22 protein-coding genes and 1 riboswitch are annotated in these 19,495 nt (G+C 71.7%); of the genes, 4 read left to right on the plus strand and 18 right to left on the minus strand.

Annotation, left to right across the window (positions count from 1 at the left end; genetic code table 11):
- Nucleotides 1-14: 14 nt before the first annotated feature.
- Together ACGFZP_RS06325 and ACGFZP_RS06330 are read right to left on the minus strand one after the other, a co-directional pair.
- On the minus strand, nt 15-266 hold the full coding sequence (locus ACGFZP_RS06325; RefSeq protein ID WP_014138019.1) for a WhiB family transcriptional regulator: 252 nt from the start codon (nt 264-266) through the stop codon (nt 15-17).
- A 369-nt stretch (nt 267-635) separates the two neighbouring features.
- Nucleotides 636-1,607, minus strand: a complete 972-nt coding sequence (locus ACGFZP_RS06330) for a diacylglycerol/lipid kinase family protein (protein ID WP_392929153.1) — start codon at nt 1,605-1,607, stop codon at nt 636-638.
- A 50-nt stretch (nt 1,608-1,657) separates the two neighbouring features.
- Between ACGFZP_RS06330 and ACGFZP_RS06335 the strand changes: the two genes are divergently transcribed.
- Nucleotides 1,658-2,086, plus strand: coding sequence for a hypothetical protein (locus ACGFZP_RS06335; protein ID WP_392929155.1), 429 nt, complete (start codon nt 1,658-1,660; stop codon nt 2,084-2,086).
- 128 nt (nt 2,087-2,214) lie between these two features.
- Here ACGFZP_RS06335 and ACGFZP_RS06340 read toward each other — a convergent pair whose 3' ends face one another.
- The 8 genes from ACGFZP_RS06340 to sodN form a co-directional block, all read right to left on the minus strand.
- A complete protein-coding gene (locus ACGFZP_RS06340; protein ID WP_392929157.1) occupies nt 2,215-3,216 on the minus strand; it encodes an RNA polymerase sigma factor SigF in 1,002 nt (333 codons plus the stop codon).
- A gap of 155 nt (nt 3,217-3,371) precedes the next feature.
- Nucleotides 3,372-3,782, minus strand: coding sequence for an anti-sigma regulatory factor (locus ACGFZP_RS06345; RefSeq protein WP_387945057.1), 411 nt, complete (start codon nt 3,780-3,782; stop codon nt 3,372-3,374).
- Nucleotides 3,783-4,026: 244 nt separating this feature from the next.
- The gene (locus tag ACGFZP_RS06350; protein WP_392929159.1) at nt 4,027-4,503 is read right to left on the minus strand and encodes a GNAT family N-acetyltransferase; all 477 of its coding nucleotides are present in this window, start codon (nt 4,501-4,503) and stop codon (nt 4,027-4,029) included.
- A 9-nt stretch (nt 4,504-4,512) separates the two neighbouring features.
- Nucleotides 4,513-4,914 (minus strand): nuclear transport factor 2 family protein, encoded by a 402-nt coding sequence (locus tag ACGFZP_RS06355; RefSeq protein ID WP_392929161.1) that lies wholly within the window; start codon nt 4,912-4,914, stop codon nt 4,513-4,515.
- Between the two features lie 65 nt (nt 4,915-4,979).
- Nucleotides 4,980-5,975, minus strand: coding sequence for an ABC transporter substrate-binding protein (locus ACGFZP_RS06360; protein WP_392929162.1), 996 nt, complete (start codon nt 5,973-5,975; stop codon nt 4,980-4,982).
- Between the two features lie 8 nt (nt 5,976-5,983).
- Nucleotides 5,984-6,793 (minus strand): ABC transporter ATP-binding protein, encoded by an 810-nt coding sequence (locus ACGFZP_RS06365; RefSeq protein WP_392929164.1) that lies wholly within the window; start codon nt 6,791-6,793, stop codon nt 5,984-5,986.
- The gene (locus ACGFZP_RS06370) at nt 6,793-7,770 is read right to left on the minus strand and encodes a FecCD family ABC transporter permease (RefSeq protein WP_392929666.1); all 978 of its coding nucleotides are present in this window, start codon (nt 7,768-7,770) and stop codon (nt 6,793-6,795) included. The genes ACGFZP_RS06365 and ACGFZP_RS06370 overlap by 1 nt, the downstream gene beginning before the upstream one ends.
- A 187-nt stretch (nt 7,771-7,957) precedes the next feature.
- Nucleotides 7,958-8,076: riboswitch (cobalamin riboswitch) on the minus strand.
- A gap of 140 nt (nt 8,077-8,216) precedes the next feature.
- Nucleotides 8,217-8,612 carry a superoxide dismutase, Ni gene (gene sodN, locus ACGFZP_RS06375; protein ID WP_063347853.1) on the minus strand — a complete coding sequence of 132 codons (396 nt, stop codon included), beginning with the start codon at nt 8,610-8,612 and terminating at the stop codon, nt 8,217-8,219.
- Between the two features lie 185 nt (nt 8,613-8,797).
- On the opposite strand from sodN, the gene sodX reads away from it, so the two are divergent.
- Nucleotides 8,798-9,238: a nickel-type superoxide dismutase maturation protease gene (gene sodX / locus ACGFZP_RS06380; RefSeq protein ID WP_392929165.1), complete on the plus strand. Its 441-nt coding sequence runs from the start codon at nt 8,798-8,800 to the stop codon at nt 9,236-9,238.
- A 13-nt stretch (nt 9,239-9,251) separates the two neighbouring features.
- Here the strand turns inward: sodX and ACGFZP_RS06385 are convergent, their stop codons facing one another.
- From ACGFZP_RS06385 to ACGFZP_RS06405, 5 genes are all read right to left on the minus strand, one after another.
- Nucleotides 9,252-9,833 carry a CGNR zinc finger domain-containing protein gene (locus ACGFZP_RS06385; RefSeq protein WP_392929167.1) on the minus strand — a complete coding sequence of 194 codons (582 nt, stop codon included), beginning with the start codon at nt 9,831-9,833 and terminating at the stop codon, nt 9,252-9,254.
- A 125-nt stretch (nt 9,834-9,958) separates the two neighbouring features.
- Nucleotides 9,959-10,711: an amino acid ABC transporter ATP-binding protein gene (locus ACGFZP_RS06390; RefSeq protein WP_392929668.1), complete on the minus strand. Its 753-nt coding sequence runs from the start codon at nt 10,709-10,711 to the stop codon at nt 9,959-9,961.
- A 44-nt stretch (nt 10,712-10,755) separates the two neighbouring features.
- The gene (locus ACGFZP_RS06395; RefSeq protein WP_392929169.1) at nt 10,756-11,730 is read right to left on the minus strand and encodes an amino acid ABC transporter permease; all 975 of its coding nucleotides are present in this window, start codon (nt 11,728-11,730) and stop codon (nt 10,756-10,758) included.
- A 37-nt stretch (nt 11,731-11,767) separates the two neighbouring features.
- Nucleotides 11,768-12,697: an ABC transporter substrate-binding protein gene (locus ACGFZP_RS06400; protein ID WP_392929171.1), complete on the minus strand. Its 930-nt coding sequence runs from the start codon at nt 12,695-12,697 to the stop codon at nt 11,768-11,770.
- Nucleotides 12,698-13,204: 507 nt separating this feature from the next.
- The gene (locus ACGFZP_RS06405; RefSeq protein WP_392929172.1) at nt 13,205-14,128 is read right to left on the minus strand and encodes an ABC transporter substrate-binding protein; all 924 of its coding nucleotides are present in this window, start codon (nt 14,126-14,128) and stop codon (nt 13,205-13,207) included.
- A gap of 582 nt (nt 14,129-14,710) precedes the next feature.
- On the opposite strand from ACGFZP_RS06405, the gene ACGFZP_RS06410 reads away from it, so the two are divergent.
- Complete coding sequence (locus tag ACGFZP_RS06410) at nt 14,711-15,907, plus strand: NADP-dependent malic enzyme (RefSeq protein ID WP_392929174.1); 1,197 nt, start codon at nt 14,711-14,713, stop codon at nt 15,905-15,907.
- Nucleotides 15,908-15,997: 90 nt separating this feature from the next.
- Nucleotides 15,998-16,960 (plus strand): zinc-binding dehydrogenase, encoded by a 963-nt coding sequence (locus tag ACGFZP_RS06415; protein WP_392929176.1) that lies wholly within the window; start codon nt 15,998-16,000, stop codon nt 16,958-16,960.
- A gap of 143 nt (nt 16,961-17,103) precedes the next feature.
- On the opposite strand, the gene ACGFZP_RS06420 is transcribed toward ACGFZP_RS06415, so the two are convergent.
- From ACGFZP_RS06420 to ACGFZP_RS06430, 3 genes are all read right to left on the minus strand, one after another.
- Nucleotides 17,104-18,159 (minus strand): helix-turn-helix transcriptional regulator, encoded by a 1,056-nt coding sequence (locus ACGFZP_RS06420; RefSeq protein ID WP_392929177.1) that lies wholly within the window; start codon nt 18,157-18,159, stop codon nt 17,104-17,106.
- A gap of 1 nt (nt 18,160) precedes the next feature.
- Nucleotides 18,161-19,060 (minus strand): DUF4097 domain-containing protein, encoded by a 900-nt coding sequence (locus tag ACGFZP_RS06425; protein WP_392929179.1) that lies wholly within the window; start codon nt 19,058-19,060, stop codon nt 18,161-18,163.
- A 205-nt stretch (nt 19,061-19,265) separates the two neighbouring features.
- Nucleotides 19,266-19,445, minus strand: coding sequence for a DUF6104 family protein (locus ACGFZP_RS06430; protein ID WP_387945089.1), 180 nt, complete (start codon nt 19,443-19,445; stop codon nt 19,266-19,268).
- Nucleotides 19,446-19,495 lie beyond the last annotated feature (50 nt).

Genomic DNA, 19,495 nt, shown 5'->3' on the forward strand with positions numbered 1-19,495 from the left:
AATGCGGCGTGTGATCAGGCGGTGCGGGCGCGGTTGCGGGCTGCGCGGCGCTTCATCGCGCGACGCTCGTCCTCGCTCATACCGCCCCAGACGCCGGCGTCCTGGCCGGTCTCGAGCGCCCACTGGAGGCACTGCTCCATGACCGGACAGCGGCGGCACACGGCCTTGGCTTCCTCGATCTGCAGCAGAGCAGGACCGGTGTTCCCGATCGGGAAGAAAAGCTCCGGGTCCTCTTCGCGGCAGACAGCGCGGTGGCGCCAGTCCATGGTCGTCCAACTCCTCCTGCCGGCGGGGGTCACCCGATCGGCATAATCGATGGCTTGTGAATGTGAACGCTTTCACGAATCCCGCAACAGCAAAAGAGACCAAAGGCCCATCGGGCCCGGGTGGTCTGTGCTGGGGAGGGATTCGGCGATTCGAGGGACACTCCGCGGTCGGCCCCCGTCAGGGTCTGAGGTTGCCGTCGCTGCGATGTGTCCCGATCGCCATGTAGAGGTTCGCAAACCTCGGGCCCGGATACAACCCCCTTCAGGGAGGAATTTTTGATTCTTCGGTGTCGCCTAGCTCACAGCCAGTACTTCTATGGAGTGAAGGGGGCTTGTGCGTTCGAGAAGAAGGGTGAACCCCCCTTCCGGTCACACAATCACACGCAGTGCCCGCCGTACGCCTGTGAAACTGACGCGACTCCTGTCTCCAAGGTGGTCCCCATCGACCTGGAACGGGGCCGGTTCCTGTGAAACCAAGGTGAAGTGTCGGGCGTCGTGATAGGAGACGACGTGCTTGCCCGAAGGGCCGACAGGCCGGGCGTCATTGCTCGAAGGCCCGTACGACCGCAGGATCTGACGGACCGTTCGAGCAGTGCCGAACGCCGTCATCCGGGTGATGCCGAAGACGTCGAGGTCCGTGTCGAAGGAGGCGAGCGGGGAGGGATAGACCGGCCGGTTCCCCAGGAACGTCCACGGGGAGGTGTTGCTGACTATCGCCAGCACCAGGCCCGGAACGGGCTCGTGGCCCGCCATCTGCAGGGTGACCGGGCCCGATCTGCGCTGCTCACGCTGGGTGACGTAGTGCCGGAGCGCCTGGCCGACGTAGAGCGCGTGCGTGGACTTGCGCCCCGCCCGGCGCTGCTCCTCCACCCGGCCGACCACGCCGGCGTCGAAGCCGAGGCCGGCGGTGAAGGTGAACCAGCGGTCCGGCAGCCCGTCGGTCATCGCCTTGCCCAGGCCGATCGGCCGCTCCCGGCGGCGCTCCAGGGCGTCCAGCAGGGCGCCGGTGGCCTCCACCGGGTCGTTGGGCAGGCCCAGCGCGCGGGCGAAGACATTGGTCGAACCACCGGGCACCACGGCCAGTCGGGGGACCTTCTCGCCCGGCCCGTGCGCCAGCAGCCCGTTGACCACCTCGTTGACGGTGCCGTCACCGCCCAGCGCCACCACCAGGTCGACCGCGCCGTCCTCGGCGGCCTCCCGGGCCAGGTCGCGCGCGTGGCCCCGGTACTCGGTCTGGGCGACCTCCAGCTTGAGGTCGCTGCGCAGGGCGTGGATGAGCACGTCCCTGGTGCGGCCACTGGTGGTGGTCGCCTTCGGGTTCACGACCAGGAGAGCGCGCATGTGCTCAGCCTACGGGTCGGTACGGACCAACCGGCGGCTACCCTGCTGGAGTGACCGCAGAATCCTCCGCACCCGTACCCGCGCCCGGCCCGGCCCGGCCCGTGCCCCTGGTCGTGGGCGCCGCCATCACCGCGCTGGAGGGCGCCGCACTGGCCGTCGTCGGCGTCCTCGACATGGTGCACGCCCTCACCTCCGACGCGAAGAACCTCGGCCTGCACGAGTTCGGCGGGCTGCTGATCGTGCTGCTCGGCGTCTTCCCGCTGCTGGCCGGCCAGGCGCTGCTCAAGGGGCGGCGCTGGGGCCGCAGCCCGGCGCTGCTCACCAACTCGATCTGCCTGCCGGTCGCCTACTACATGGGGCAGAGCGGCGGCCCGATGGTCGCCGTCGCGGCGGTCATCGGCCTGCTCGGACTGGCGGGCATCGGCTCGCTGCTCAACCCGAGGGTCACGGCGACCCTCTACGGCCCGCGCGAGGACTGACCCCGCCGGGCGCGCGGCGGGCCGCGCCGCGCCGGCCGACCGCGCCTCGCGAGGGGGCGCGTGAAAACAGATGTGCGCCGGGGCCCGGGCCCCGGCGCACATCTGTTTCCGGCACTGCTCCGCGGTGCCTACTCCTCGACGAGGAGCTTCTCCCGCAGCTGTGCCAGCGTCCGGGCGAGCAGCCGGGAGACGTGCATCTGCGAGATGCCCACCTCCGCGGCGATCTGCGACTGCGTCATGTTCCGGAAGAACCGCAGCACCAGGATCTTCTGTTCGCGGGGCGGCAGTTGGGCCAGCAGCGGCTTGAGGGACTCGCGGTACTCGACGCCCTCCAGCGCCTCGTCGGTGGCGCCGAGGGTGTCCGCGACGGCCGGCGACTCGTCGTCGCTGTCCGGGACGTCCAGCGACAGCGTGGAGTACGCGTTGGCGGACTCCAGGCCCTCCAGGACGTCCTCCTCGGAGATCCCCAGGTGCTCGGCCAGCTCGTGCACCGTGGGGGAGCGTCCGTGCCGCTGGGAGAGCTCGCTGGTCGCCGTGGTCAGCGACAGCCGCAGCTCCTGGAGCCGGCGCGGCACCCGGACCGCCCAGCCCTTGTCCCGGAAGTGCCGCTTGATCTCGCCGACGATGGTCGGCGTCGCGTAGGTGGAGAACTCCACCCCGCGCTCGTGGTCGAAGCGGTCCACCGACTTGATCAGGCCGATGGTGGCGACCTGGGTCAGGTCGTCCAGCGGCTCGCCCCGGTTGCGGAACCGCCGCGCCAGGTGCTCGACCAGCGGGATGTGCATGCGCACCAGCTGGTTGCGCAGCTCGACGCGCTCCGGGGAGCCCTCGGGCAGCGAGGACAGCCGCACGAACAGCGCCCGGGCCGCCTCCCGGTCCGGCGCACCCGAGCGGTGCGGGGCCTGGGCGGGCACCGCACCGCGCAGTACCTCGGCCGCCGGCTCCTCGGGGGACGGCGGGGGCGAGGGCGTCTGCGACGGTTCGGACGTCGGCTCGGTCGGCTGGCTCATCCGGTGGGCGTCCTTCGGGTGCGCTTCGTCGTTGGCGGCGAGGCCGGGAACGCTCGCCTGGGTCGGTACGGCAGGGCCCGCCGTCGCGAGGCCGGTACGGTCCAGATCACTCACGGCCATTCCCCCGTTCCGTTCCGGGAGCACCGGGGCCGTGGGGCGGCCCCGGATTCGTCTCGTTGGTCGTACCGCGTGGTGGGCGGTACCGGGAGCCGTCCGCCGGCCCCTGGCGGGGTGCCGGGCGGACGGCCCTTGTTCGGTGCTGCTGTGCTACCGCACTAGTGGGCGACGGACCCGCCGCGCTTCTTGTGCAGGCTGATCGACACGGTCTTGTCCTCCCCGACCGACGAGTCCACCTCGCCGGCCAGGGCGGAGAGCACCGTCCAGGCGAAGGTGTCCCGCTCGGGGGCCCGGCCGTCCGTGGTCGGGGCCGAGACGGTGACCTTCAACGAGTCGCCGACCAACCGGAACTCACAGGACAGGACCGAGCCGGGCACCGCCTGCTGGAGCAGGATGGCGCAGGCCTCGTCCACCGCGATCCGCAGGTCCTCGATCTCGTCCAGCGTGAAGTCCAGCCGGGCCGCCAGCCCCGCCGTTGCTGTTCGCAGCACCGAGAGGTAGGCCCCCGCCGCGGGCAGCCGGACCTCCACGAAGTCCTGCACTCCGGGCTCGCCGTCGATCTGGGACACCCTCACCTCCTGGGTGACGCGCTGTGCTTCCGGGCCGGTGGCCGCGGCACTGTCTGTTGCTTGGCTCAACTGCTTCGCCCCAACTGTCCAGAGGGGTGGTGCGGTACGTACCGGTCATACCCCTGGCCGGACGCCGCGCATCCGCCCGAGACGTTACCGTTTCCGGCCCCGGTGCGGGAGTCACTCATGGTAAGCCATCGCGACACAGGGTGGCAGTGGTCGGACCGGACTTGCAAGGGTCCGCTCAGCGCGCGCCGGCGGCGGCGAGCGCGTCCCCGGTGAGCCGGTGGACCGTCCAGCCGTCCATCGGCACGGCGCCGAGCGACTTGTAGAAGTTGATCGAGGGCTCGTTCCAGTCCAGCACCGACCACTCCACCCGGGAGTAGCCGCGCTCGACCGCGATCCGCGCCAGCTCCAGCAGCAGCGCCTTGCCGTGGCCGCCGCCGCGGGCCTCCGGGCGGACGTAGAGGTCCTCCAGGTAGATGCCGTGGGTGCCGCGCCAGGTCGAGAAGTTGAGGAACCAGACCGCGAAGCCGACCGGCTCACCGGTGGTGTCGTCCTCGGCGATCAGGCCGAACAGCGCCGGGGCGGCGCCGAACAGCGCGTCCCGCAGCTGCTCCTCGGTGGCCACCGCCTCCTGGGGCGCCTTCTCGTACTCCGCGAGTTCGCGGATCATGGCGTGGATGACCGGGACATCGGTGACTGCGGCGGTGCGGATCATGCCACGAGCCTACTGGGCCGGTCCGCCGTCGTCCCAGGACTTGTTCTCGTCCCAGGCCTGGACCGAGGTCTGGTCGACGATCCGGCCGTCCCGCAGGTCGGCGATCGAGCTGACCAGCACCCGGATGCCGTCGGGATAGCGGCAGGACTCCAGGAAGGCGACGTGGTCGTCCTGGAGCACCACCTGCTCCAACCGGTGGGTGGTCTCCCGGCCGTAGGCGTCGCTCAGCAGCGCGCCGATCTCCGCGCGGCCGTGCACCACGAGCGGGTGGCTGGGCTGGGTGGTGCGGTCGACCATGCGCAGTTCGGCGTCGTCGGCGTAGAGCGCGAGCAGGGCCTCGGCGTCGCCGCGCTCGATCCCCTCGCGCAGCGCCCGGGTGTCGAAGGCGGGCGGCGCCGCCGTGGTGGTCATGATGTCGCTCCTCCGGTCGGTTCCGTCGGCTCGTACCTTCGAGCCTACGCCCGGCGGGGCGCCGGTCAGCCGGTCGTCACACCGCGCAGGTAGGCCGCGAGCGCGGTGATCGCGGCGGGGTTGCGGGGGCTCTCCACCAGGTCGACGTAGTCCAGGACGAAGATCCGGTCGTTCCTGATCGCGGAGACCCCGGCCAGCGGGGGGAAGGACGTCAGGAACCTCCGCTTCGCCTCGGCGCCGGTCTCGCCGTAGTTGTTGATCACGATCACCTCGGGGTTGCGCTGCACCACGCTCTCCCAGCCGACGGTGGTCCAGGAGTCGGCGAGGTCGCCCATCACGTTGCGCCCGCCGGCCTTGGCGATGATCTCCTCCGGTGCGGCGAACCGCCCGGAGGTGTACGGCTTGTCCTCGCCGCTGTCGTAGAGGAACACGCTCGGCCGCCGCCCGGGCTGCGGTACGGCGGCGACCTCGGCCCTGAACTCCGCGATCAGCCGGTCGGCCCGGTCCCGGACGTCGAAGATCTCGCCGAGGTTGGCCAGGTCGGTGTAGAGCGCGTCCAGCGGGGACATCACCCCGCGCTCCGGGCCCTTGCCGCTGCGGCAGGACTCGCTGAGCACGTACGAGTCGATGCCGAGCCCGGCGAGCGCCTGCGGGGTGAAGCCGTCGGCGTCGCTGAAGCCGTAGTGCCAGCCGGCGAAGACCAGGTCGGCCCCGGCCTCCAGCACGATCTCCTTGGTGATCTGCTGCTTGGAGAGCCAGCTGGTCCGGGCGTAGCCGTCCTTCCAGGCCACCTTGTCCACCTGGCCCTTCTCGTCGGGCATCACGTAGCCGGCCATCCGGTCGGCGAGTCCGAGCGCCAGCATCAGCTCGGTGATGCCGACGTCGTTGGTCACCACCCGGGCGGGCTTCGCCTTGAAGGTCGCCTTGGCGCCGCAGTTCTCGACGGTCACCGGGTAGTGGGCGGAGCCGGCGGCGGCATCGCCGGCGGGGGCGATCTCCGCGCCGCAGGCGGTCAGGGCGAGGGTGAGCAGGGCGGCGGCGGCAACGGCCTTGGTGCGCATGGGAGGTCCTAGGGTCGGTCGAGCGGGTCGAGCGGGTCGAGCGGGTCGAGCCGGTCGAGGCGGTCGAAGAGCAGGTGGACGGCGCCGGTCAGCGGGTGCCGTACGGGGGTGGCGCGCACGCCGAACACCTCGGCCAGCAGGTCGGGTTGGAGCACCTCGACGGGCGGCCCCGAGGCCACGATCCGGCCCGCCTCGATCACGTACAGCAGATCGCAGTGGCCGGCCGCCAGGTTGAGGTCGTGCAGCGCGGTGAGCACGGTCGGACCGGCCTCCCGGACGAGCGCCAGCACCTCCAACTGGTGGGCGATGTCCAGGTGGTTGGTGGGCTCGTCCAGCACCAGCACCCGCGGCTCCTGGACGAGCGCGCGGGCGATCAGCACCCGCTGCTTCTCGCCGCCGGACAGGCTGAGGAAGCCGCGCCCGGCCAGGTGGTCCGCGCCGGCCCGGCGCAGCGCCGCGGCGCAGCGCTCCTCGTCCCCGGCGGTCGGTCCGGCGAAGGCGCCGCGGTGCGGGAGCCGGCCCATGCCGACCACCTCGGCCACCGTGAAGTCGAACTCGGCGGAGTGCTCCTGGGGCAGCGCGGCGACCCGCCGGGCGGCCTCGCGCGGGGCGAGCGCGTGCAGGTCGGCGCCGCCCAGCCGGACGGCCCCGGCGGCGGGCCGCAGCGCCCGGTAGACGCAGCGCAGCAGCGTCGACTTGCCGCTGCCGTTCGGCCCGACCAGGCCGACCACCCGGCCGGCGGCGGCGCTCAGGGTGATGTCGTGGACCAGGCGGGTCCCGGCGAGGTCGACCGAGACCCGGTCGAGGTCGATGTCCATCAGCGGCCTCCGAAGGTGTAGCCGCGACGGCGCATCAGCAGCAGGAAGCAGGGCACGCCGAGGACGGCGGTGACCACCCCGACCGGCAGTTCGGCGGGGGCGAGCACCACCCGCGAGAGGATGTCCACCCAGACCAGCAGCAGCGCGCCGGCGAGCGGGGCGACCAGCAGCACCCGGCGGTGCCCGGCGCCGACCAGCATCCGCGTCAGGTGCGGCACCATCAGCCCGACGAAGCCGATCGCGCCGCTGACCGCGACCACCGTGCCGGTGACGGCGGCGGTCACCACGAACAGCTCGCGGCGCAGCCGGTCGGCGTCCACCCCGAGCGAGGCGGCCGTCTCGTCGCCCATCGCCAGGGCGTCCAGCCGCCCGGCCGAGCAGGCCAGGTACGCCAGGCCGGCCAGCACGGTGGCGGCGGCGATCGGCACCGAGCCCCAGGTCGCCCCGCCGAGGCTGCCGAGCAGCCACATCATCGCGCTGCGGGCCGCCTCCCCGCGGGCGGCGCCGAACACCATCAGCGCCGTCACCGCCGAGAAGCCGTAGGACATCGCGGTGCCGGTGAGCACCAGTCGCAGCGGGGTGAGCCCGAAGGCGGACCGGGCGGCGGCGTACACCAGCACCATCGCCAGCAGGGCCGAGCCGAACGCGGAGACCGACAGCGCCCAGACCCCGAGCGAGGCGAGCGCGCCGAGCAGCAGGACGGCGTTGGCGCCGACCGCCGCGCCGGAGGAGATGCCGAGTACGAACGGGTCGGCGAGCGCGTTGCGGACCATCGCCTGGACGGCGACGCCGGTGGCCGCGAGTCCGGCGCCGACCACGGCGGCCAGCACGGTCCGCGGCAGCCGGATCTCCCAGACGATCGCGTACGCGGCGGCCTCCCCGGCCTCCAGCCGACCGCCCGTCAGCCCGGCGCCGAGCAGCCGCAGCACCCGGCCCCAGCCGAGTCCGGCGGCGCCCAGGGCCACCGCGCAGACCATGGACAGCAGGAGTGCCGCGGCCAGGGCGGCGGCCAGCGGCACGGCGGGTATTCGGCGGAGCGGTGCGGTCGCTGCGGTGCTCAACGGGGCGCGCCTTAGCCTCGGGCGATGGTCCGGGCAGGGTCGGCGGGCCGGGGCACCAGGATGTGCCGCAGCGCCATCCCTTCGCAGTCCACGGCGAGTTGTCGGGAGGTCGGCACCCCAGGGCGATCGGGCTCACGGGGCCGGGGCTCCGCTTACCGTTGCGGGTCAGCGCCGGATTCACACCGGACTTCCCCCTGGGACGCCCTGGCAGCATAACAAGCGCTTGGGGCGGTCAACCCTTACCGGGTGCCCGGGGTGACACCTCATCGGAACGCCCCGGAGGGCCCGGGCGCGCCGCGGAACGCACGACCGCCCCCCTCCGGCGGGCCGGAGGGGGGCGGTCGAAGGCGACTGAGCGGCGATCAGGCCTGCTTGGTCTCCCAGAAGATCTTGTCGACCTCGGCGATGAGGTCGAGCAGGGCCTGGCCGGTGGCCGGGTCCGTCGACGCCTTGGCGGCCGAGGCGGCCTTCAGGGTGTCGTTGATCAGCTGGTGCAGCTGCGGGTACTTCTCGAAGTGCGGGGCCTTGAAGTAGTCGCTCCACAGCACCGAGATGTGGTGCTTGACGGCCTCGGCGCGCTGCTCCTTGATGATCAGGGCACGGGTCCGGAACGCCGGGTCCTCGTTGGCCTGGTACTTCTCCTGGGTGCCCTTCACCGACTCGGCCTCGATCCGGGCCTGCGCCGGGTCGTACACGCCGCAGGGCAGGTCACAGTGGGCGTGAGCGGTGGCACGCGGTGCAAACAGACGAGAGAACATGGGAGTCCTTCCTTAGATCGTCTTCCCGCGCCCGAGATTACCCCTCCGGCCACCCGGTTTCGCGGTCGGGCAGTCGGCCTAGGGCAAAAGGCGGAGCCGGAACCGGACTAATCCGGACATCGGCGGGTGACGGTCCGTACGGCAGACTGGGACGCGGCGGGCCGGGAGGAGGAGTCGTGGCGCGGATGGTGCAACCGGAGGGCGGCGCCCCGGGGGGTGTCGCCCCGTTCGGGCTGATCGACGTGGCGGGCGACTCGATGGTGCCCACCCTGCGCGAGGGCGACCAGCTGGTCGTCCGGTACGGCGCGCGGATCAGGCCGGGTGCGGTGGTGGTGTTCCGCCACCCGCTCCAGCAGGACCTGCTGGTGGTGAAGCGGGCCGACGCGCGGCGGCCGAAGGGCTGGTGGCTGCTGTCGGACAACCGGCCGATCGACAGTGACAGCCGCAGCTACGGCGCGGTGCCGGACGAGCTGGTGCTCGGCCGGGTGCTGCTGCGGCTGCGCCCGCGCCCGGCCTGGCTGGCCCCGGGCCGACGGCTGGAGCGGCTGCTGCTCCGGGGCCCGCTGGCCCGGGTGCCGGGGCTGGCCCGCCGGCTCGGGGTCTGGGTGGACCCCGACGGCTTCTGAGGCGGGTCTCGGCTCAGGCCGTGGCGGCCGCCTGGGCCTCCAGGCGCTTGCGGGCCCGGTACGCGGCGACGTTGGCGCGGGTGGCACAGCGGTCGGAGCAGTAGCGGCGGGAGCGGTTGGTCGAGGTGTCCAGGTAGGCGTTGCGGCAGGGCGAGGCCTGGCAGATGCCGAGCCGGTCGGCGCCCAGCTCGGTGAGGTGGACGGCCAGGCCCATGCAGGCGACGGCGCTGAAGTGCGCGGTGGCGGTGGGCGAGTTGTCGGCGAGGTGCAGGTGCCAGCGGGGGCGTCCGGCATCGTCGAGGTAGTCGTGCCCGGAGACCAGCGGGCTGACGGGGTACTCCATCAGCAGGCTGTTCAGCAGGTCGACGCCCCGGATCTCGTCCCCCTCGGCGGCGGCTTCGAACACCCCGCGCAGCCGGGTGCGGACGCCGCGCAGTCGCGGCAGGTCCGCCTCGTCGGCGAGCGCGGCGGCCCGCGAGGAGTCGGAGAACAGGCCGCGGACGGCCTCCACCGAGGTCAGCGAGTCGGTGCCGCGCTCGGGCTCCTCGGTGTTGACCAGCCGAACGGCCAGGTCTGCGTACGAGGCGAGCTCCACGGTGGTCCTTTCAAGCGTTGGTAACGGGCTGAGTGCCTCCAGCCTATTACCTTGGCGGGGCAAACGCAGGCGCCCGGCAGGACCGGCCTGCCGGGCGCCCAGGGGGTGCGCTCAAGGCGCGTTGATCAGAGCACCTTGGAGAGGAACGCGCGGGTGCGCTCGTGCTGGGGGTTGGTGAGCACGTCGCGCGGGTTGCCGGCCTCGACCACCACACCGCCGTCCATGAACACCAGCGCGTCGCCGACCTCGCGGGCGAAGCCCATCTCGTGGGTGACGACGACCATCGTCATGCCCTCCTCGGCCAGGCCGCGCATGACGTCGAGGACGTCGCCGACCAGCTCGGGGTCGAGCGCGGAGGTGGGCTCGTCGAAGAGCATCAGCTTGGGCTTCATGGCGAGCGCGCGGGCGATCGCGACGCGCTGCTGCTGGCCGCCGGAGAGCTGGGACGGGTAGTTCTTCGCCTTGTCGGAGAGGCCGACCCGCTCCAGCAGGGCCATCCCGCGCTCCCGGGCGGCGGCCCGGCTCTCGCCCTTGACCTGCACCGGCGCCTCGATGACATTGTCTATGGCGGTCATGTGCGGGAAGAGGTTGAAGCGCTGGAACACCATGCCGATGTCCTGGCGCTTGAGCGCGACCTCGCTCTCCTTGAGCTCGTAGAGCCGGTCGCCCTTCTGCCGGTAGCCGACCAGCTCGCCGTCCACCCAGAGGCGGCCGGCGTTGATCTTCTCCAGGTGGTTGATGCACCGCAGGAAGGTCGACTTGCCGGAGCCGGACGGACCGATCAGGCAGAACACCTCGCCCTGCCGGACCTCCAGGTCGATGCCCCGGAGCACCTGGACGGACCCGTAGGACTTGTGGACGTCCTCGGCACGGACCATGGGGCCGCCGCTGACGGCGTCGGCAGGGGTCTTGGTCAGATCGGTCACAGGTGACCACCTCCCTCAAGCCCCGGGACCACGTCGGTTTTGGTCTTCGGGGTGGACTTCCCGGCGAACATGCGCCGCAGTCGCTGCAGCGGGGTGGGCGGGAGGGTCCGGTTGGAGCCGCGGGCGTAGTACCGCTCGATGTAGTACTGGCCGATGGTCAGCAGCGAGGTGAAGAACAGGTACCAGAGGCTGACCACGATCAGGATCGGGATGTTCTGGTACGTCCGAGAGTAGATCACCTGGCCGGCCCGGAAGATCTCCTCCAGCGAGATGACGCTGACCAGCGAGGTGGTCTTGAGCATCGAGATGGTCTCGTTGCCGGTCGGCGGGATGATCACCCGCATGGCCTGCGGCAGGACGATCCGGCGCATGGTGGTGAAGCGGCTCATGCCGAGCGCGTGGGAGGCCTCGGACTGGCCCTCGTCCACCGACTGGATGCCGCCGCGGACGATCTCCGCCATGTAGGCGGCCTCGTTGAGGCCCAGGCCCAGCAGGGCGGCGACGAAGGTGGGGATCAGGACGTTGGTGGACTCGGACCAGAACTCCGGTCCCCACGGCACGCCGATCGAGAGCCTGGCCCAGATCAGGCCGAGGAAGTTCCAGAACACCAGCTGCACCAGCACGGGGGTGCCGCGGAAGATCCAGATGTAGATCCAGGCGGTGCCGGAGAGCAGCGGGTTCGGGGAGAGCCGCATCACCGCGAGGATGATGCCGCCGACCACACCCATGACCATGGCGAGCGCGGTCAGCTCCAGCGTGACGAGCATGCCGTGCACGATGCTGTCGTGGAAGAGGTACTTCCCGACGATGTCCCACTTGAAAGCGGGGTTGGTGAAGAGGGCGCTCAGCAGCATCGCGGCGAGTACCGCGATGACGACGGCGCCCACCCAGCGTCCGGGGTGGCGGACCGGGACGGCCTTGATGGTCTCAGGCCGTCCCTTGTCCGCCTTCCCCTTGTCCAGAGAGTTCACGGTGTGGCCTCGGGGGAGAGAGAAGGCAGGCGGACGGTCAGCTGACGGCACCGTTGATGGTGGACTTGTCGATCGCGCCGGCCTCGACGCCCCACTTGGCGAGGATCTGCTTGTAGGTGCCGTCGTCGATCAGCGACTGCACCGCGCCCTGCACGGCGGGGGTGAGCTGCGAGCCCTTGGCCAGCGCCACGCCGTAGGGGGCGACGCCGTAGGTGGAGCCGATCTTCTCCAGCTGGCCGCCGGACTGCTTGATCGCGTAGTCCACGACCTGGGAGTCGGCCATCAGCGCCTGGTCGCGACCGGACACGACGGCGTTGGTGACGTCCGTCTGGAGGTCGAACTTGTCGCCGTCGTTCTGGATGCCCGGCTTGCCGGCCTTGACGCAGTCCGGGTTGCGGGTGTCCTTGATCTCGTCGGCCTGGGTGGTGCCGGTCTGGACGGCGACCTTCTTGCCGCAGAGGTCGTTGGGGTCGATCTTGTCCGGGTTGCCCTTCTTGACCGCGATGGCGCTACCGGAGTTGAAGTAGGTCACCATGTCGACGATCTGCTCGCGCTCCTTGTTGTCCGTGAAGGACGACATGCCGAGCTGGAACTTGTTCGACTGGATGCCCGGGATGATCGCGGTGAAGCCCGAGTCCTGGACGTCGGCCTTGAGGCCGAGCTTGGCCGCGATGGCGTTGGCCAGGTCGACGTCCATGCCGATGATCTTGCCGCTGTCGTCCTTGAACTCGTCCGGCGCGTAGGAGGCGTCGGCGCCGACCACGAGCTTGCCGGAGGACTTGACGTCGGCGGGGACGAGGGCGACCAGCTTGTCGTCGGCCTTCACCGCGCTGATGGTGGCGCCGGCGTTCGGTGCGCCACCGCTGTCGTCCGAGCTGCTGCTGCTACAGGCGGTCAGGACGAGGGAGACGGACGCGACTACCGCGCCGGCCGCGAGGAGACGGGTGCGCTGGGTACGGGCGGTCATGGGGGGATCTCCTCCTGAGGGAGAGGTCGGGCGGAGCGCGCCGCGGGGAGCGGCACACCGGGGCGGCAGGTCGTACGTCGCTGTACGGGTGAATTTCGCTGTACGTCGTCGTACGGGCGGGGCCGGTCGTGCGTGGCCTGGGCAGGAGGTGCGCAGGGTGGTGCCTGGTGCTGTCGCCACCCTCCGCCGAGGTGGACGTTGACCGAACCGCCTCGACCAGTGGCCGGCTCGATCCGAGATGGGGGGAATCCTGCCATCTGATGACGGTCGGGTGGCCGTCATTCAGATCAAAATCGGATAACGGGGGCCTGCGCTGTCCGCTATTCGGACGAATACCGTGTCCCTGTCACCCTGTGTATAAGTATGCAGATCTCCCCGCACAGTGCCCGGAGGCCCGCCCGTGGGCCTGCGGGTTTTGGGCCGCCCGCGTGGGGGCGGCCCGGTCCGGCTCGGATCCCCTCCGCGGGGCCCCGCTCGCGTGTCGCCCGGATGCCGCTCGGATCCGGCTCAGATCCCGCCGTTGACCACCGCGTTCTGGGCCGCGCCCGCGCTCACGTTCCACTTGGCGAGGATCTTGTCGTAGTCGCCGCTGCGGATCAGCTGGTCGACCGCCTTGACCAGGACGTCCCGCAGCGCGGTGTCCTCCTTGCGCAGCGCGATCCCGTACGGGTTGGACTTGGACTGCGCGCCGGTCACCTCGAAGCGGGTGCCGCCGTCGGTGGTCTTCGCCGCGTAGGCGGCCACCGGGAAGTCGTTCAGGCCGGCCACCGCGGCGCCGGAGGCGACCTCGGCGAGCGCCTTGGCGTCGCTGTCGAACCTGTGGACGGTGAGGACCTTGCCGGTCCGGGCGCAGGCCAGCACCTGGCGCGCGATGATCTCGTCCTGGGTGGTGCCCTCCTGCAGGGCGACCGTCCGGCCGCAGAGGTCGTCCAGGGTGCGGACGCCCTTGGGGTTGCCCTTGGGGACGATGATCGAGGTGCCCGCGATGAAGTAGTCCACGAAGTCCACACCGGGGTTGACCTGCTTGCCCGCATCGTCGGTGCCGTCGCGGCGCTGGCGGATGTCGCTGAGCGCGGACATCGCCAGGTCGTACTGCTTGGCGTGCAGGTTCGGGATCAGCTTCTCGAACGGGGTGTCGGCGATCTCGATCCGCAGGTCGAGGATCTTGCCGAGCGCGGTGGCGATCTCCGGGTCGAGGCCGTCCGGCTTGCCGTCCGCCCCCCGGAACTCCACCGGGGCGTAGTTGAGGTCCGTGCCGATCCTCAGCACACCGGCGGAGCGCTGGGCCTTCGGGACCTTGCCGCGGATCTCCTGGACCGGGTCCTTGGCGGTCTCCTTCCCGCCGCCGCAGCCGGTCAGCAGCAGGGCTCCGGCGGTGGCCAGCGCCGCACAGGTGGCGGCCGGTCGGCGCAGGTGGGGGCGGTGGTGCATGAGGATGCTCCTGTGGGAGGGGTGTGGTGTCACCACGGAGGCGCGGGGGTGTACGCAAGGTGGCGGAAAAGGGATCCTCCCATCCCACCCTGCCGGGCGGGGCGGCGGGTATGTCAGAATTCGGTACCGGGTGACCCCCGACGCTCGAACCCAGACCGCCGAGTCGCGACAGGCTCGGGGTGCGCAGGAACGGAAGTCCACGACGCCGACTCCGCATCCGAGGCACCGAATCCCCTCCGTGTCTGCAGTTCACTCCTGCGGGTGCGTGTACCTTCTCGCCATTGCCGCCGCCGGAGCCCGGCGCTTGAAGACGCCCGGCGCCTTCATTTGGCCGCAAGGCTGATGAAATGCACGTGACGAGGACGAAAAGGCATAGGTGCGATGCCTTCGTTCGACCTACGCTCGGCCCGAAAGCACAGCGCAGACAACTAGACAAAAAACCCTCACCCGAGGGCGCCGCCCCGACGGCAGCGCCCCGACCCCGCCCCGGGTCCGCTTCGGCGTACCCGGTTTCCGGTTTCCGGCCGGGGTCGTCCGCCCGTCGGCCACGCGTCCTCGCCGAACAATGACGAAGAGGTCATCGTGGCAGCGGAGATCATCCACAGCAGCACTCAGGACACCGACGATCCGGTCGACGCCGTTTTCGCGCTTCACCGCGGCGGCAAGATGGAGGTCCGGGCGACCGTCCCGGTGCGCGACGCGGACGACCTGTCCCTCGCCTACACCCCCGGTGTCGCCCGGGTCTGCACGGCCATCGCCGAGCAGCCCGAGCTGGTGAACGACTACACCTGGAAGGCCAACACGGTCGCCGTCGTCACGGACGGCACCGCCGTGCTGGGCCTCGGCGACATCGGCCCGGAGGCCTCCCTGCCGGTCATGGAGGGCAAGGCCATCCTGTTCAAGCAGTTCGGCGGCGTCGACGCCGTTCCGATCGCGCTGGCCTGCACCGACGTGGACGAGATCGTCGAGACCGTCGTCCGGCTGGCCCCCTCCTTCGGCGGCGTGAACCTGGAGGACATCTCCGCGCCCCGCTGCTTCGAGATCGAGCGCCGGCTCCAGGACGCCCTGGACATCCCGATCTTCCACGACGACCAGCACGGCACCGCGATCGTCACCACCGCCGCGCTGTGGAACGCCGCCAAGGTCACCGGCCGGGAGATCGGCTCGCTGCGCGCGGTCATCTCCGGCGCCGGCGCGGCCGGGATCGCGATCGCCAAGATGCTGGTCGCCGCCGGCATCGGCGACGTGGCCGTCTGCGACCGCCGCGGCGTGGTGTACGAGGGCCGCGGCGACCTGACGGACGTCAAGGCCGAGATCGCCGCGCTGACCAACCGCACGGGCGTGAAGGGCTCGCTGGCCGACGCGATGGCCGGCGCCGACGTCTTCATCGGCGTCTCCGGCGGCACCGTGCCGGAGGAGGTCGTCTCGACCATGGCCGAGGGCGCGTTCGTCTTCGCGATGGCCAACCCCACCCCGGAGATCCACCCCGAGGTGGCGCACAAGTACGCGGCGGTCGTCGCCACCGGGCGCAGCGACTTCCCGAACCAGATCAACAACGTGCTGGCCTTCCCCGGCATCTTCGCCGGCGCCCTCCAGGTCCGGGCCACCCGGATCACCGAGGGCATGAAGCTGGCCGCCGCGAAGGCGCTGGCCGGCGTGGTCGCCGACGAGCTGACGCCGCAGAAGGTGATCCCCTCGCCGTTCGACGAGCGGGTCGCCCCGGCCGTCACCAAGGCCGTGGCCGAGGCCGCCCGGGCCGAGGGCGTCGCCCGCCGCTGACCGCCCTGCGGCACAGCCGGCCGGGGCCGGGACGCGCGTCACACCTACGCGCGGTTCCGGGCCCCGGCCGTCGCGGCTATCGTCCGGACCATGTTTGCTGCCTACGCCGCACGAATCGACGCCGACGACCCGCTGAGCGGGCTTGAGCTGGGCGAACTCCCCGAACCGCAGGCCCGTCCCGGGTGGAGCGTGGTCACGGTCAGGGCCGCCAGCCTCAACCACCACGACCTCTGGTCGCTGCGCGGGGTCGGCCTGCCCGCCGAGCGGCTGCCGATGATCCTCGGCTGCGACGCCGCCGGCGTCGACGAGCACGGCAACGAGGTGGTCCTCCACTCGGTGATCGGCCAGAGCGGCCACGGGGTCGGCCCGGACGAGCCGCGCTCCATCCTCACCGAGCGCTACCAGGGCACCTTCGCCCAGCAGGTGGTCGTCCCCACCTGGAACCTGCTGCCCAAGCCCGCGGAGCTCAGCTTCGAGGAGGCGGCCTGTCTGCCCACCGCCTGGCTGACGGCCTATCGGATGCTGTTCACCAACGCCGGGGTGAAGCCCGGTGACACCGTGCTGGTGCAGGGCGCCGGCGGCGGTGTGGCGACGGCGCTGGTCGTCCTCGGCAAGGCGGCCGGCCTGCGGGTCTGGGTCACCGGCCGGTCCGAGGCCAAGCGCGCCCAGGCCGTGGAGCTCGGCGCCGACGCCGCCTTCGAGAGCGGCGCCCGGCTGCCCGAGCGGGTGGACGCGGTGATGGAGACGGTCGGCGCCGCCACCTGGTCGCACTCGGTGAAGTCGCTGCGGCCCGGCGGCACCATCGTCATCTCCGGTGCCACCTCCGGCCCCAGCCCGAAGGCCGCCGAGCTGAACCGGATCTTCTTCCTGGAGCTCAAGGTGGTCGGCTCGACCATGGGCACCAAGGAGGAGCTGGCCGGGCTGCTCTCGCTCTGCACCACCGCCGGGGTCCGGCCGGTGATCGACTCGGTGCTGCCGCTGACCGAGGCCCGGGAGGGCTTCGCCCGGCTGGCCAAGGGCGAGGTCTTCGGGAAGATCGTGCTGAACCCGTGAACCCGTGAACCCGTGAACCCGCGGAACCGCTGAGCCGGGACGGCGGACGGCCGGGTCGGCATCCCGCCGACCCGGCCGTCCCTCCCGGCCGTCCCTCCCGTGCGTCCTCCCCGTGCGTCCTCCCCGTGCGTCCTCCCCGTGCGTCAGCCCAGCAGGCGCCGCAGCCGCTCGCCCGCCGTGCCCAGCACCGATCGGGCCTCGGCGAGCCGGGCGTCCGTCACCCCGCCGTCCCGAGCCGCGTCCCGGACCTGGTCGCGGAAGCGGTCGAGCAGCCGCTCCAGCTCACGGGCCGGGTCGCCGGCCGGGTCGGTCCGGGCCCACGAGGGCAGGTCCGCGGTGCCGGTGGGTGGCTCGTCCTTGTCCAGGTCGATCCGGGTGACGCCGACCTTCTCGGCGGCCGGCGCCCCGCCCTCCGCCGGGTGGCCCCAGCGGGCCGCGTCGGCCAGTCCGGCCAGACCCCTGGTCAGCTCGGACAGCCCCTCGGCCAGTCCGGTCGACCAGTCGCCCTTGGCCGCGTGCTCGCGCACCTGCTGCTCGACCCGGCGCTTGAGCCGCAGTGCCTCCTGCTGGGCCGCCGTCCGTGCGGCCTTGGACTGCTCGCGCAGCCGGCGGGCCTCCTCCTCGGCGGCCTTCGCCTTGGCCTTGGCGGCCTTCTCCTGGTCCTTGGCGCGCTTGGCCTGCTCCCTGGCCTGGGCCTTGAACTGGGCGAACTCCTCCTTGGCACGCTGCCAGGCGTCCCGGTCCCCCCACGGGCCGGCCCACGGGTCCCCGCCCTCGGCACCCTCGGCGCCCTCCGCCCCCGGCTCGGCCTTCCGGGCCTTGCGCGCGGCACCCCAGAGCTCCTCGCGGAGGTCGTTGGCGCTGTCCCGGACGTCCTCGCGGATCGCCCCGGCGAGCTGGGCCACCGAGTCGACGATCTCCAGCTCCAGCTCGTCCAGCTCGCCCTGGCGGGCCTCCAGCTCCGCGCGCCCGGCGTCGGTGAGCCGGTAGACCTTGCGGCCGCCCTCGGTGCTGTGGGTGACCAGGCCCTCCTGCTCCAGCTTGGCGAGCCGCGGGTAGACGGTGCCGGCCGAGGGGGCGTACAGCCCCTGGAAGCGCTCCTCCAGCAGGCGGATCACCTCGTAGCCGTGCCGCGGGGACTCGTCCAGCAGCTTCAGCAGGTAGAGGCGGAGCCGGCCGTGGCCGAAGACGGGGGTCATCTCAGGCCTCCTTGGTGAGGTCGGGGCCGGCCGGGAGCTCCTTGACGACCACCGGGCCGTCCTCCTCGGTGTCGGGGCGGTGCAGCACGGTGACGGCGCCGGAGACGGTGGTCACGGAGAGGCTGCCCTTGCCGTCGCCGAGCTGGCCGGAGAGCCGCTTGGCGCCCCAGGTGCCGCCGACCTTGAGCTGCTCGAAGGTGCTGGACACGTCGCCGCTGTTGGTGCCGGCCTCGACCCGGGTGTCGGCCAGCGAGGGGAGCCGGACGCCGACCGCGCCGCTGACCGTGGTGACCTTGATGTCGGTCGGGCCGGTCACGTCGAGGTCCAGGGTGACGTCGCCGGTGACGGCGTTGGCCTGCACCTTGTCGGAGGTGCCGGCGACCACGGTGAGCCGGCCGGAGACGGTGTTCAGCTTGAGCCGGCCGGCCACCGACTGGGCGTCCACGTCGCCGGTGATGGTGTTGGCGTCCGTCCGGCCGGTGAGGCCGACCAGGGTGGCGTCGCCGTTGGCGCTCTGCACCGAGACGTGCCCGGCCACCCCCGAGACGGTGGCGTCGGCCGAGACGGTGCCCACCTTGACCTCGGCCGCGGCCGGCACGGTCAGCGTGACGGCGGCCCGGCGCTTGCGCTTGAACGAGGAGAAGAAGCCCTTGACCGAGTCGACCGACTTGAGCACGTCGCCGAACTCGTTCCAGCTGCTGAGGTCCTTGTAGGTGACCGTCAGGACGCCGTCCACCAGGGTGACGTGCAGCGGCTCGCCCTGGAGCTCGGTGACCTCCAGGCGGGCCTGGCCCTCGGCCGCGACCACGTTCACCGTGCCGTCGATGATGCGCACGTGCAGCGCGCGGACCGCCTCGTCGATGGTGATCCTGTCGGGTCCCTCGACCGTCCACTGGCTCATCTCTGCCGCCTCCCGTTGTAACTCGCGATGTATCGCGTTCTCTTTTAAAGACGATATATCGCGTGACGGCGAAGTCAAGGGATCCGGCCCGGAGCCCGCCCCGGAGCGGACCCTGAGGCGCCCCCGAGGCGTCCCCTACGGGGGGCATGCGAAAGGGCCCGGAAGGCGGCTGCCTTTCCGGGCCCTTCAAGCGGGGTTCACCGCGTCACTCGTCGTCCTCGTCGTCGAGCCGGGCCAGCCAGGTGGCCAGCCGCTCGACCGGGATCTCGAAGTCGGGGTTGAGGTCGACGAACTCGCGCAGGCGCTCGGCCAGCCACTCGAAGGTGACCTCCTCGTCGCTGCGCCGGTTCGCCAGCTCCTCGATGCCGCGGTCGGTGAAGTACACGGTTCACTCCGGGTCCGGTGGGGATTCGACCTGGTCAGGATAGTCCCGTC

It is taken from the genome of Kitasatospora sp. NPDC048239 (assembly GCF_043202015.1).
GTDB lineage: Bacteria > Actinomycetota > Actinomycetes > Streptomycetales > Streptomycetaceae > Kitasatospora.

Bases quoted from the DNA above. Each gene is read 5' to 3' on its own strand.
- ACGFZP_RS06330 (WP_392929153.1), bottom strand. From the start codon at position 1,607: ATGCGCGCTCTCCTGGTCGTGAACCCGAAGGCGACCACCACCAGTGGC.
- ACGFZP_RS06360 (WP_392929162.1), bottom strand. From the start codon at position 5,975: ATGCGCACCAAGGCCGTTGCCGCCGCCGCCCTGCTCACCCTCGCCCTG.
- ACGFZP_RS06365 (WP_392929164.1), bottom strand. From the start codon at position 6,793: ATGGACATCGACCTCGACCGGGTCTCGGTCGACCTCGCCGGGACCCGC.
- sodX (WP_392929165.1), top strand. From the start codon at position 8,798: ATGGTGCAACCGGAGGGCGGCGCCCCGGGGGGTGTCGCCCCGTTCGGG.
- ACGFZP_RS06340 (WP_392929157.1), bottom strand. From the start codon at position 3,216: ATGGCCGTGAGTGATCTGGACCGTACCGGCCTCGCGACGGCGGGCCCT.
- ACGFZP_RS06350 (WP_392929159.1), bottom strand. From the start codon at position 4,503: ATGATCCGCACCGCCGCAGTCACCGATGTCCCGGTCATCCACGCCATG.
- ACGFZP_RS06325 (WP_014138019.1), bottom strand. From the start codon at position 266: ATGGACTGGCGCCACCGCGCTGTCTGCCGCGAAGAGGACCCGGAGCTT.
- ACGFZP_RS06390 (WP_392929668.1), bottom strand. From the start codon at position 10,711: ATGGTCCGTGCCGAGGACGTCCACAAGTCCTACGGGTCCGTCCAGGTG.
- sodN (WP_063347853.1), bottom strand. From the start codon at position 8,612: ATGTTCTCTCGTCTGTTTGCACCGCGTGCCACCGCTCACGCCCACTGT.
- ACGFZP_RS06420 (WP_392929177.1), bottom strand. From the start codon at position 18,159: ATGACCCCCGTCTTCGGCCACGGCCGGCTCCGCCTCTACCTGCTGAAG.
- ACGFZP_RS06415 (WP_392929176.1), top strand. From the start codon at position 15,998: ATGTTTGCTGCCTACGCCGCACGAATCGACGCCGACGACCCGCTGAGC.
- ACGFZP_RS06370 (WP_392929666.1), bottom strand. From the start codon at position 7,770: ATGGTCTGCGCGGTGGCCCTGGGCGCCGCCGGACTCGGCTGGGGCCGG.
- ACGFZP_RS06425 (WP_392929179.1), bottom strand. From the start codon at position 19,060: ATGAGCCAGTGGACGGTCGAGGGACCCGACAGGATCACCATCGACGAG.
- ACGFZP_RS06400 (WP_392929171.1), bottom strand. From the start codon at position 12,697: ATGACCGCCCGTACCCAGCGCACCCGTCTCCTCGCGGCCGGCGCGGTA.
- ACGFZP_RS06405 (WP_392929172.1), bottom strand. From the start codon at position 14,128: ATGCACCACCGCCCCCACCTGCGCCGACCGGCCGCCACCTGTGCGGCG.
- ACGFZP_RS06355 (WP_392929161.1), bottom strand. From the start codon at position 4,914: ATGACCACCACGGCGGCGCCGCCCGCCTTCGACACCCGGGCGCTGCGC.